The organism is Micromonospora sp. NBC_00821 (assembly GCF_036347035.1).
Taxonomy (GTDB): Bacteria; Actinomycetota; Actinomycetes; order Mycobacteriales; family Micromonosporaceae; genus Micromonospora; species Micromonospora hortensis.
On the sequence record NZ_CP108880.1, the window covers coordinates 2,914,873 to 2,926,459 of the forward strand.

General features: G+C 73.0%; 14 protein-coding genes. 10 read left to right on the forward strand and 4 right to left on the reverse strand.

Going from position 1 to position 11,587, the window contains the following annotated elements:
* The first annotated feature begins 34 nt into the window (after positions 1–34).
* A complete protein-coding gene (argH, locus tag OHB44_RS13250) occupies positions 35–1,498 on the forward strand; it encodes an argininosuccinate lyase (protein WP_238686755.1) in 1,464 nt (487 codons plus the stop codon).
* Between the two features lie 43 nt (positions 1,499–1,541).
* Here argH and OHB44_RS13255 read toward each other — a convergent pair whose 3' ends face one another.
* The 3 genes from OHB44_RS13255 to OHB44_RS13265 all read right to left on the reverse strand — a co-directional run bounded on the left by OHB44_RS13255 (position 1,542) and on the right by OHB44_RS13265 (position 2,935).
* Positions 1,542–1,895: an MmcQ/YjbR family DNA-binding protein gene (locus OHB44_RS13255; RefSeq protein WP_330440878.1), complete on the reverse strand. Its 354-nt coding sequence runs from the start codon at positions 1,893–1,895 to the stop codon at positions 1,542–1,544.
* Between the two features lie 70 nt (positions 1,896–1,965).
* Positions 1,966–2,391: a DNA-binding protein gene (locus OHB44_RS13260; protein ID WP_210786251.1), complete on the reverse strand. Its 426-nt coding sequence runs from the start codon at positions 2,389–2,391 to the stop codon at positions 1,966–1,968.
* Positions 2,392–2,479: 88 nt separating this feature from the next.
* Entirely contained in the window at positions 2,480–2,935 is a 456-nt protein-coding gene (locus OHB44_RS13265) for a hypothetical protein (RefSeq protein WP_238686753.1), read from the reverse strand.
* 184 nt (positions 2,936–3,119) lie between these two features.
* On the opposite strand from OHB44_RS13265, the gene OHB44_RS13270 reads away from it, so the two are divergent.
* The 5 genes from OHB44_RS13270 to OHB44_RS13290 all read left to right on the forward strand — a co-directional run bounded on the left by OHB44_RS13270 (position 3,120) and on the right by OHB44_RS13290 (position 7,151).
* The gene (locus OHB44_RS13270; RefSeq protein WP_330440879.1) at positions 3,120–3,761 is read left to right on the forward strand and encodes a DNA-3-methyladenine glycosylase; all 642 of its coding nucleotides are present in this window, start codon (positions 3,120–3,122) and stop codon (positions 3,759–3,761) included.
* 88 nt (positions 3,762–3,849) lie between these two features.
* Entirely contained in the window at positions 3,850–4,935 is a 1,086-nt protein-coding gene (locus tag OHB44_RS13275; protein ID WP_238686751.1) for a WD40/YVTN/BNR-like repeat-containing protein, read from the forward strand.
* 2 nt (positions 4,936–4,937) lie between these two features.
* Complete coding sequence (locus OHB44_RS13280) at positions 4,938–5,213, forward strand: ubiquitin-like small modifier protein 1 (protein ID WP_196922357.1); 276 nt, start codon at positions 4,938–4,940, stop codon at positions 5,211–5,213.
* Between the two features lie 160 nt (positions 5,214–5,373).
* Positions 5,374–6,516, forward strand: coding sequence for an LLM class flavin-dependent oxidoreductase (locus OHB44_RS13285; protein ID WP_330440880.1), 1,143 nt, complete (start codon positions 5,374–5,376; stop codon positions 6,514–6,516).
* Positions 6,513–7,151 carry an FMN reductase gene (locus OHB44_RS13290; RefSeq protein ID WP_238686749.1) on the forward strand — a complete coding sequence of 213 codons (639 nt, stop codon included), beginning with the start codon at positions 6,513–6,515 and terminating at the stop codon, positions 7,149–7,151. The genes OHB44_RS13285 and OHB44_RS13290 overlap by 4 nt, the downstream gene beginning before the upstream one ends.
* Here OHB44_RS13290 and OHB44_RS13295 read toward each other — a convergent pair.
* Positions 7,144–8,016, reverse strand: coding sequence for a universal stress protein (locus OHB44_RS13295; protein WP_238686748.1), 873 nt, complete (start codon positions 8,014–8,016; stop codon positions 7,144–7,146). The genes OHB44_RS13290 and OHB44_RS13295 overlap by 8 nt on opposite strands.
* A gap of 127 nt (positions 8,017–8,143) precedes the next feature.
* On the opposite strand from OHB44_RS13295, the gene OHB44_RS13300 reads away from it, so the two are divergent.
* The 4 genes from OHB44_RS13300 to OHB44_RS13315 are packed head-to-tail and all read left to right on the forward strand — an operon-like array spanning position 8,144 to position 11,370.
* Positions 8,144–8,647 carry an ArsR/SmtB family transcription factor gene (locus OHB44_RS13300; RefSeq protein WP_238686747.1) on the forward strand — a complete coding sequence of 168 codons (504 nt, stop codon included), beginning with the start codon at positions 8,144–8,146 and terminating at the stop codon, positions 8,645–8,647.
* A 49-nt stretch (positions 8,648–8,696) separates the two neighbouring features.
* Positions 8,697–10,172 (forward strand): serine hydrolase domain-containing protein, encoded by a 1,476-nt coding sequence (locus OHB44_RS13305; protein WP_330440881.1) that lies wholly within the window; start codon positions 8,697–8,699, stop codon positions 10,170–10,172.
* A 46-nt stretch (positions 10,173–10,218) separates the two neighbouring features.
* Positions 10,219–10,719, forward strand: a complete 501-nt coding sequence (locus tag OHB44_RS13310; RefSeq protein ID WP_238686745.1) for a GNAT family N-acetyltransferase — start codon at positions 10,219–10,221, stop codon at positions 10,717–10,719.
* Positions 10,720–10,728: 9 nt separating this feature from the next.
* On the forward strand, positions 10,729–11,370 hold the full coding sequence (locus OHB44_RS13315; protein WP_238686744.1) for a YgjV family protein: 642 nt from the start codon (positions 10,729–10,731) through the stop codon (positions 11,368–11,370).
* Positions 11,371–11,587: the final 217 nt, after the last annotated feature.

Consider the following 11,587-nt stretch of genomic DNA (forward strand, 5'->3'; position numbering starts at 1 on the left):
CCGCAGTCGCGAGCGAGAGGCAACCAACGCAATGATGGGCGACGTGGACGACAAGAGCCTGACCGAGAACAGTGCCGCCACCAACCGGACCAGCCTCTGGGGTGGCCGGTTCGCGGGTGGCCCCGCCGAGGCGCTCGCCCGACTGTCGGTGAGCGTGCAGTTCGACTGGCGCCTGGCCCCGTACGACATCGCCGGTTCCCGGGCGCACGCCCGGGTCCTGGCCGGCGCCGGCCTGCTCGATCCGGAGGAGCTGGGCCGGATGCTGGCCGCGCTGGACGACCTGGAGGCCGCCTGCGCCTCCGGAACGTTCCGCCCCACCATCGACGACGAGGACGTGCACACCGCGCTGGAGCGCGGCCTGCTGGAGCGTCTCGGCAGCCTCGGTGGCAAGCTGCGCGCCGGCCGGTCCCGCAACGACCAGGTCGCCACCGACCTGCGGCTCTACCTGCGCGACCACGCCCGGGGCGTGGCCAGCCGCCTGGTCGAGTTGGCGGAGGCGCTGGTCGAGCAGGCCGAGCGGCACATCGACACCGCCGCGCCGGGCATGACCCACCTCCAGCACGCCCAGCCGGTCACCTTCGGGCACTGGCTGCTCGCCCACGTGCAGCCGCTGCTGCGTGACCTCGAGCGGCTGCGTGACTGGGACCACCGGGCGGCGATCAGTCCGCTCGGCGCGGGCGCACTGGCCGGTTCCGGGCTTCCACTGGACCCGGTGGCGGTGGCCAAGGAGCTGGGCTTCCGTACGTCGTTCGCCAACTCGATGGACGCCGTCGCCGACCGGGACTTCGTGGCGGAGTTCCTCTTCACCACCGCCCTGATCGGGGTGCACCTGTCCCGGCTCGGCGAGGAGGTGGTGCTCTGGACGTCGCACGAGTTCGGCTGGGTGGAGCTGGACGACTCCTTCGCCACCGGCTCGTCGATCATGCCGCAGAAGAAGAACGCGGACATCGCCGAGCTGGCCCGGGGCAAGTCGGGGCGTCTGGTTGGCGGTCTGATGACGGTGCTCACCATGCTCAAGGGCCTGCCGATGACCTACGACCGGGACATGCAGGAGGACAAGGAGCCGGCGTTCGACGCGGTCGACACCCTGGAGCTGCTGCTTCCGGCCCTGGCGGGAATGATCTCCACGATGACGGTGCGGGTGGACCGCCTCGTCGCCGCCGCCCCGGTCGGCTTCTCCCTCGCCACCGAGGTCGCCGACTGGTTGGTCCGACGCAACGTGCCGTTCCGCGACGCGCACGAGATCACCGGTCAGCTGGTGGCGCTCTGCGCGGCTCGGGAGTGCGAGCTGAACGACGTCTCCGACGAGGACCTGGCCGCGATCAGCGGGCACCTCGACCCGTCGGTGCGCGACGTGCTCTCGGTCCGTTCGGCTCTCGCCGCCCGGACCACCCCCGGTTCCACCGGCCCCGGCCCGGTCGCCGACCAGCTCGCCGACGCGGCGGACCGGCTGACCAGCTGGCGGGAGTGGGCTTCCGAGCGGGTCGTTCCGCGCTGAGCTGTGCCGTGGCGTCGGCGCTGGCCGTCGGCGCCGCGGCGGTTCAGGCCGTCGGGCGCTCCCGCTTGGGGAGCTTGGCCACCACCATGTCGTACGACGAGTCGACGGCCTCGGTCAGCTCCTCGTCGTCGATTCCGCCGTCCAGGCGCAGCGTGTTCCACCCGGACCGGCCGATGTAGGGCATCACGCTGGCGTCGCCGGGGTGTCGGTGCAGCCACTCGTCGGCCACCTCCCGGGTCGCCCCGCACTTGATGCCGACCGTCGGTTTGCCCTCGGCGCTGCCGAGGAAGGCGAAGATCCGGCCGCCCACCTTCACCACCTCGTCGCCCTCCCACGGTTGGTCCAGCCACGCTCCCGGCTTGGCCAGGCAGTACGCCAGCATCTCCGCGCGCTCCATGGGTGCCTCCTCGTCGTGCGCACAGTGTGCCCGCCCGGACGCCGTCGCAAGCGCGGCGTGCCGATCGTCGTCAGGGGGTCTGCTCGGCCGAGCGGGCGGCGACCCGCTCGTAGCGCTGCCGGGCCGCCTGTGCGCTGCCCAACCCCAGCCCGTACGCGATCGCCTGCCAGGTCAGCCCCCGGTCGCGGGCCAGCGTCAGCAGGCCGGCCTCCAGGGCGTCCAGCTCGGCGCGGACGTGGGGTAGCAGGGTCAGCGCGGCGGTGAGGTCGGCGGCGTCGATCGGCTCCTCCGCGGGTTCGCGCTCGGCCCCGCCGGCGGCCAGCGCGGTGACCAGGGCGACCGCCTCCCACGGGTCGAGCACGTACGGGTGGGCCCACCGGCCCCGCCGCGTGTCGGTGCCGGCGTGCCGCTCGCTGATCCGCTGTAACGCCTCGTGGGTGCGGTGGGCGCGGGCCCGGCCGGGGTCCGGCGCGGTGAAGATGTCCTCGGTCGTCATACCCCCGAGCACACCGCATGAACGCCTGATTGTCAACAGACTGTTGAAACCTGGCGGCACGGGCAATGCCGTGCCGCCAGGCGATCTCTCAGAGCGCCAGGTTGAACTTGCGCTCGTCGTGCATCGGTGTGCAGTACGGGTCACAGGGGTTCGCGGTCAGCACGCCGAACGCGACGCCCGCCGCGAACGGACGCTCGACCGGGACCACAGCGATCCGCACCTGCTGGGTGCCCTCCGCGCAGGTGACCCTCCGAACCGTCGTGCCCGCGCGCATGGTCTGGCCGACCGCCTGCGCGACCTTGACCGTGAGGTCGAAGTCGATGGCCTTCGAGCAGGTCACGGTGACCGGCACGATCGCCGCCGCGCCGTTCGCCTCGATCTTGCCCGTCGCGCCGACCACGAACGAGGTCACTGACGCGTTGTCGGCCTGCGCCGCGGCCCGCAGCGGGACGCTCGCGCTGGCCGACGGTGTGAAGGCCAGGCTCGCTGCTGCCGCGACGAGACCGGTGGCGATCAGTGGTCGCCGGATGCTCCGTACGGTCATGGTGATGTCCTCCCGTGATGTCGTCGCTCCCTGCGACGACATCGGGAACACCCCCGAGCCGACGGTCCGGTTTCGCTGTTCGGCCGGCTGTCCGATGTGCGACGTGAGTCTTGTTCGGGCCGGCGCTCAGTGGTCGGCGCGCCCGGCCGGGTGCCGCGGAGGCGGGATGGGTACCGTCGGGGACATGGCCCTGTCGTCCGGTGATCGCAGCTTCGACACCGACCTGGCGGCGCTGGCGGACCTGCTCGCCGGTCCACTGCTGCCGGCGGCGCGCGGGCTGCTGGGCTGCCGGCTGCACGCCGGCGGGGTCACCGTCCGGATCACCGAGGTCGAGGCGTACGCGGGAAGTGGCGGCGATCCCGCCTCGCACGCCCATCGGGGCCGCACCCCGCGCAACGCCGTGATGTTCGGCCCCGCCGGGTACGCCTACGTCTACTTCACCTACGGCATGCACTGGTGCATGAACGTGGTCACCGGGGTCGAGGGGGAGGCCTCCGCCGTGCTGGTGCGCGCCGGTGAGGTGGTCGACGGGCTGGCCACGGCACGGGAGCGCCGGCCGGCCATCCGGCGGGACGTTGACCTGGCCCGCGGGCCCGCCCGGCTCTGCTCCGCGCTCGGCATCGACCGGGAGGCGTACGGGGCGTACCTGCTCGGCGACGGCCCGGTCCGGCTGCGCCTTCCGGCCCGACCGGTGCCGCCGGAGACGGTGGTGGCCGGTCCCCGGGTCGGCGTGACCGGCGCCCACGATCTGCCCTGGCGGTTCTGGCTGGACGCCGACCCTACGGTCAGCGCGTACCGCCGGCACGTGCCGCGCGTCCGCGGCTGAGCGCGTCGTCCGGCGTGTAGGCGCCGGAGCCTGTCGGAGGGTGTGGCCATAATCACCGGACCTGCTCACCGACGGTTCGGAGGACGCCATGGCGACACTGCTCGCGATCGGCACAGCGAAGGGATTGTTCCTTGCCACCAGCACCGACGACCGGCGCAGTTGGGAGATCACCGGTCCGCACTTTCCGATGACCGGTGTCTACGCGGTCGCTGTCGACACCCGTCGTTCCACCCCGCGGCTGCTCGCCGGCATGAGCAGCTCACACTTCGGCCCCAGCGTCGCCACCAGCGACGACCTCGGCGCTTCCTGGGACGAGCCCGACGAGGCGCCGGTCGCGTTTCCGGCCGACACCGGCGTCTCCCTCGGCCGGGTCTGGCAGTTGGTGCCGGCCGGCCCCGACGAGCCGGACGTCGTCTGGGCCGGCACGGAGCCCTCGGCGTTGTTCAGGTCCACCGACGGTGGTCGCAGCTTCGAGTTGGTCCGTTCCCTCTGGGATCACCCGCACCGCCCGCAGTGGGAGGCCGGCTTCGGTGGTCAGGCCGTGCACACGGTGCTGCCCCACCCGCGTGACCCGGCTCGGCTGCTGGTCGCGATGTCCACCGGCGGGGTCTACCGCTCGGAGGACGCCGGGGCGAGTTGGGCGCCGGGCAACACCGGCATCCGCGCCTACTTCATGCCCGACGAGTGGCCGGAGTTCGGTCAGTGCGTGCACAAGGTCGCCCGGGACGCCGGCAACCCCGAGCGGCTGTACGCGCAGAACCACCACGGCGTCTACCGCTCCGACGACGACGGCCGCACCTGGTCCTCGATCGCCGACGGGCTGCCCAGCGACTTCGGCTTCCCGATGGTGGCCCACCCCGGGCGTGGCGGCACGGTGTGGACCTTCCCGTTGGTGGCCGACGGCGAGCGGTTCCCGACCGACCACCGCTGTCGGGTGTTCCGCTCGGTCGACGCCGGCGGCAAGTGGGAGCCGCTGTCGGTGGGGCTGCCCGAGGGGCCGTTCTATCCGGCGGTGCTGCGCGACGCGATGTGCGCCGACGACTCCACCCCCGGTGGGGTCTACTTCGGCACCCGCTCCGGCTCGGTCTTCGCCAGCCGCGACGAGGGCGACTCCTGGTCGACTGTCGCGGCGCACCTGCCCGACGTGCTCTGCGTTCGGGCAGCGGAGGTCTGAGCGTGGTGACCGTGCTGCTGCCCGGCCCGCTGCGCGGCGAGGCCGGGGGCGCGAGTCGGCTGAACGTCACCGCCGCCGGGACGCTGCGGGCGGTCCTCGACGAGATGGCCGTCGCGCACCCCCGGCTGGCCCGGCGCATCCGCGACGAGCGCGGTGAGCTGCGCCGCTACGTCAACGTCTTCGTCGACGGGGAAGACTGCCGGCACTCCGGCGGTCTGGCCACCCCGGTCGAGGACGGCGCGGAGGTGCAGGTGCTGCCCTCGGTGGCGGGCGGCTGACCGGGCCGACACCGAGGGGTTCCCGACCCGCTGTCCGGTTGCGGGGGTGACCGGCGCCACTGCGAGGCGTCCCGCCGCCGGAATAGTTGCGTCGTCAAATAAGTTGAGAGCTGCGTCCGGGTACCACGACGGCACCCGGTTGACACGCGAGGAGCTGGTCATGCAGTTCGGAATCTTCACCGTCGGTGACGTCACCGTCGATCCGACCACCGGGCGGGAGCCGGCCGAGCATGAGCGGATCAAGGCGATGGTCGCGATCGCGTTGAAGGCCGAGGAGGTCGGCCTGGACGTCTTCGCCACCGGCGAGCACCACAACCCGCCGTTCGTGCCGTCGTCACCGACCACCATGCTCGGCTACATCGCGGCGCGTACCGAGCGGCTGCTGCTGTCCACCGCGACCACGCTGATCACCACCAACGACCCGGTGAAGATCGCCGAGGACTACGCGATGCTCCAGCACCTCTCCGACGGCCGGGTGGACCTGATGATGGGTCGCGGCAACACCGGCCCGGTCTACCCGTGGTTCGGCAAGGACATCCGCGCCGGCATCCCCCTGGCCGTCGAGAACTACGACCTGCTGCACCGGCTGTGGCGCGAGGACGTGGTCGACTGGAAGGGCAAGTACCGCACCCCGCTGCAGTCGTTCACCTCGACGCCGCGCCCGCTCGACGGGGTGCCCCCGTTCGTCTGGCACGGCTCGATCCGCAGCCCGGAGATCGCCGAGCAGGCCGCGTACTACGGTGACGGCTTCTTCGCCAACCACATCTTCTGGCCCAAGGAGCACACCCAGCGGATGATCGCGCTCTACCGCCAGCGGTACGCGCACTACGGCCACGGCTCCGCCGACCAGGCCATCGTCGGCCTCGGTGGGCAGGTGTTCATGCGGCGCAACTCGCAGGACGCGGTTCGGGAGTTCCGGCCCTACTTCGACAACGCCCCGGTCTACGGGCACGGGCCGTCGCTGGAGGAGTTCACTCGGGAGACCCCGCTGACAGTGGGTAGCCCGCAGCAGGTCATCGACCGCACGCTCGGCTTCCGGGATTACGTCGGTGACTACCAGCGGCAGCTGTTCCTGATGGACCACGCCGGCCTGCCGCTGAAGACCGTCCTGGAGCAGCTCGACCTGCTCGGCGAGGAGGTCGTGCCGGTGCTGCGCAAGGAGTTCGCGGCGCTGCGTCCGGCGCACGTGCCGGCGGCGCCGACGCACGCCTCGCTGGTCGCCGCCGCGGGCGGTGCGAAGGACAGCACCGTGCACGCCGTCGACGACGTGACGGGCAAGGCGCCGGAGGGGGCGACCCGATGACCCGCCGCACCCTGGCCGTGGTCTCGGCGGGGCTGAGTCAGCCCTCGTCGACCCGGCTGCTCGCCGACCAGCTCGCCGCGGCCACCCGCGACGAGTTGGTCCGGCGCGGCTCCGACGTGGAGCTGCACGTCGTCGACCTGCGCGAGTACGCCCACGACGTGGTGAACAACATGCTCACCGGGTTCGCGCCGGCGGCGCTGCGCGAGGTCATCGACACGGTGACCGGGGCGGACGGGCTCATCGCCGTCACCCCGATCTTCAGCGCCTCGTACAACGGGCTGTTCAAGTCCTTCTTCGACGTGCTGGATTCCGAGTCGCTGGTCGACCGGCCGGTGCTGATCGGCGCGACCGGCGGCACCGCCCGGCATTCGCTGGCTCTGGAGCACGCCGTCCGCCCGATGTTCGCCTACCTTCGGTCGGTGGTCGTCCCGACCGCGGTCTTCGCCGCCCCGGAGGACTGGTCCGACGGCACCGCCGATGGCGCGTTGCGCGCGCGGATCCGGCGCGCCGCCGGAGAGTTGGCCGACCAGATCGAGCGCCGGCCACCGGCCACCGGGCCGGCCGACCCGTTCGCCCTCACCACCGACTTCCTGCAGATGCTCGGGCGAGGCGACGGCGGCGCACCGGTCAGCTGACCGGGTGGGCGACCAGCACCGGGCAGTGCGCGTGCTGGATCGCCGCCTGACTGACCGACCCGAGCAGCAGCCCGGTGAACCCGGCCCGGCCCCGGGTGCCCACGACCAGCAGCGACGCCGTGCCGCTGGCCTCGATGAGCCCCTGGGCCGCGCCGGCCGCCCGCACCGGATGCTCCCGCACCACCAGGTCAGGGTGTTCGGCGCGCACCACGGCGGAGGCGTCGGCCAGGAGCCGCACCGCCTCCGCCTGGTACGCGGCCTGCGACTCCTCGATCTCCTCCGGCACGGTCCGGTCCCCGTCCGGAGGGCCGACGTGCGCCAGCACCAGCGGCACGTCCCGCAGCGCCGCCTCGTCGGCGCCCACGCCCACGGCGAGCCGTGACGACTCGGACCCGTCCACGCCGACCAGCACCGGGCCGTCCACCGGGATCGGCTGCTCGTCCGGGCGGACCACCAGCACCGGGCAGTGGGCGTGCGCGGCGACCTGCGCGCCGACCGAGCCGAGCAGCAGCCCGGTGAACCCGCCCAGGCCACGGCTGCCCACCACGACCAGTTCCGCCCGGCGGGACTCCTCGATCATGGTGGCCCCCGGGCCCCCGAGGACCTGACGCACCTCGACGGCGAGGCCCGGCCACCGGCCGGTCAGCTCGGCCGCCGTGCGCTCCAACATCTGCTGCGCCTCCTCGGAGGGCGCCGGCACCCCGAGGTCGTACGGGTTGAGCGGCACGCCGTAGCCGGACGGATGCAGGTAGCCGTGCACCAGGAGCAGCGGGCGGGACCGGAGCACGGCGGCCCGCGCCGCGTGTTCGGCGGCGACAAGGCTGGACGGCGATCCGTCCACGCCCACCACGACAGGTCGGTTCATCGGCGCTCCCTGGGTCGGTCAGGTCATTGTCGACCCGCTGAGCGTGCCGGAAGGGCCGGACGCGCCGGTCTCGGCGGTGGGTCGATTCGCACTTGCACGTAACTACGTATGTTCGTAGTATCGTCGCATGAACACCGTGGAAGATCGACTCGCCGCGCTGGAGGCACAGGTTGCCGCGTTGAGCGAACGGCTCGCCGCCGCGCCGCCACCACCACCCGCGCCCGAGGGCACCTTCTGGGCGCTCGACGGCCTCAAGCAGCGCCTGCCATCCGACGGGTCGGGCGCGGTGCTCTACACCGGCACCGTCCGCCTCGCCGGCCAGCACTACGACTGGCAGTACGGCCGCACCGTCGACGACCTGCTCGCCGCCGACTGGGAGGAGCTGCCCGGCACCCTCTCCGCGTTGGCCCACCCGGTGCGGCTGCGGCTACTGCGCGAGATCCTCGGCGGCCGGCAGAGCACCAGCGAGCTGGCCGAGATCGAGGAGTTGGGCACCACCGGCCAACTGCACCACCACCTGCGCCAGATCACCGCCGCCGGTTGGCTGCGCAGCGCCGGCCGAGGCCGGTACGAGGTCCCCGCCGAACGCGTGGTGCCGCTGCTGGCCATCCTCACCGCCGCCGGCCGCTGACCAGACGCGGGCTCGGCCACCCATCCGATCACCACACGAAGGAACCACAATGCGCCGGACGACCGTCACCGTCCTCCTCGTCGCGCTGATCGCCGGCCTGGTCGGGGTGGCGTTGATGCCCCGGGTGCCCCGACTCGGCCCCCAGACCACCGGCGATCACGACCTGGCCGCTGCCGCCCGCTCGGCCACGCCCGACCCGTCGGGGCACCGCGGGCTCGCCGTCGCCCTGGTCGAGAACGGCCGGATCCGCACCGCCGGACTGGGTGACCGAGACCTCGACGCTCGACCCGTGGAACCCGGCACCCCGTTCGAGATCGGCTCGGTCACCAAGGCGCTCACCGGCATGCTCCTCGCCGACCAGGTCGCCGCCGGCGTCGTCGGCCCCGACGACCGCCTCGGCGCCACCTGGCCCGAGGTCACCGGCCCCGCCCGCGACGTCACACTCGCCGAACTCGCCAGCCACCGCGCCGGCCTGCCCCGGCTCGCCCCCGGCTCCCCGCTGGGGTGGGCGCGCATCCTCTGGTCCAACGTCTCCGGCGGAAACCCCTACGCCTGGCAGGGCGTCGACGCCATCCACAGCGCCACCGACCGGGTCCGCACCGACGACGACGAGCGCGGCGAGGTCCACTACTCCAACCTCGGGCCGTCGGTGCTCGGCCACGCGCTCGCCGCGAAGGCCGGCGTCGCGTACACCGAGCTGCTGCACGACCGGCTGCTACGGCCGCTCGGCATGACGGCCACCGTCGTCGCCACCCGCGACGACGACCTGCCGGCCGATCGCGCCCAGGGCAGCCGGGCGGGCGGCCGACCGCTCGATCCGTGGGCAGGAGCCGGTTACGCGCCGGCCGGCGCCGGCCCCTGGTCCACGGCCGAGGACCTCGGCCGGCTGCTCGCCGCGACCCTCGCCGGCACCGCACCAGGTGCCGACGCCGCCACCGCGCGCTTCCGCGAGGACGACGACACCCACATCGGGTACGGCTGGTTCACCACCCGGCACGGCGATCGCGAGGTGGTCTGGCACAACGGCGCCACCGGCGGGTTCCGGTCCTACGTCGGCCTCGAGCGGGCAACTGGCCGGGCGGTGGTGGTGCTCGGCAACACCGACAAGGGCGTCGAGCCGATCGGGCTGCGGCTGCTCGGGGTGCCGCCGAAGGAGGCCGACTCGGCGACGTCGATGGTGCTGCCGTGGATCGGCGCCGGCCTCGCGGTTGTCCTCACCTTCCTCGGCGGCCTCTCCCTGCTCGGCACCGCCCGCCGTCGCCAACTGGACCAGGTGACGCTGCTGGCGGCGGCGGTCTGGGCGTTCGCCTATCTCGGGCTGGGGCACCGGATGGGGGACTGGTCGATGGTGCCGGCCTGGCTGTGGCCGCTCGGCGCCGGCCTGTCGGCGGCGGGGGTGGCCCTGGCGGCGACCCGGTGGCGCGCCCTGCCGGTGGTCGACGCGCGGGTGCCGTGGCGTCGACTGCTGTCGGTGGCGAGCTCCGTGGGCGCCGCCGTGCTGGCGGTCGTAGCCGTCGCCGGCTGACTCCGCGCCGCCGCCTCGCGTCACAGCCGTTGCGTACCCTCGGCCGATGACCTCCGATCTGCTGCTGCGTCCGGTCCGTGAGGACGACCTCGTCGAGTTCTTCCTGCACCAGCAGGACCCGGAGGCCAACCGGATGGCAGCTTTCGGCCCCAAGGACCCGACCGACCGGCGGGAGTTCGCCGCACACTGGGCCCGGGTGCTCACCAACCCGGCGAACCTGGTCCGCACCGCCGAGGTCGACGGCGAGGTGGTCGGCTACGTGAGCGCCTGGCCGGCCGAGGGGCAGACCGAGGTCAGCTACTGGATCGACAGGGCGCGCTGGGGTCGGGGCCACGCCACGGCGGCCCTGGCCGCCCTGCTGCGCGAGCTGCCCAGGCCGGTGCACGCCCGCGCCGCCAAGGACAACACCGCCTCCCTCGCGGTGCTCCGCAAGTGCGGCTTCGTGGTGGTCGGCGAAGACTCGGGGTACGCCAACGGCCGCGGCGAAGACGTCGAGGAGTGGCTGCTGGAGCTGCCCGCCGACGGCCCTGACCTGGGCGGGCACTAGTCTCGCGGCGTGAACTGGTTGGATCTCGTCGGCTGGGCCGGCTCCGCGGTGCTGGTCTGGTCGCTGCTGCAGTCGCGCATCCTGCGGTTGCGGGCGCTCAACCTCATCGGCTGCTTCGTGCTGATCGGCTACAACGCCGCGATCGAGGTCTGGCCCGGCGTCGGGCTCAACGTCGTGCTCGCGGTGATCAACATCTGGTACCTGCGCGGCATGCTCGCCACCCGGCACGACGAGAAGACCTACCAGGTGGTGGAGGTCGGCGTCGGCGACCAGTTCCTCGCGCACACGCTGCGGGTGCACGCCGCCGACATCGCCCGGTTCAACCCCGGCTTCCACTGGGACCCGGACGCGTCGGGGCGCTCGGCGTTCCTCGTGGTCACGGCCGACGAGGTGGTCGGCGTGGTCCTGTCGCACGCCGAGGCGCCCGGCGTCGCCCAGATCGACCTGGACTACGTGACCCCGAAGTTCCGCGACTTCACCCCGGGCGAGTTCGTCTACCGGCGCAGCCACCTGTTCACCGAAAGGGGCTTCCACCGGGTGGTCAGCCCGCCCCGGATGGTGGCCCCGTACTACCACCGGCTCGGCTTCCGCCCAGAGGGTGACTCGTACGTCCTCGACCTACCGGCGTCACCGACGCCCCAGTCGGCCTAACTCACCGTCGCTCCAGCCGGCGTTGCGTCACCGACGCCCCGGCCGGCGTTGCGTCACCGTCGCCCCACCCGGCGTAGCCTCACCTCGTCCGATTCGGCGTAGCCTCGCCGGGGCAGGATTCGGCCGGCACCGGACGGGGCAAAGACACGCCTACGCCGGGCGGGCTCGCCGACCGGCGGGTGCCGCGCGTAGCGGCCGGTGCCACCACCACGAGGGA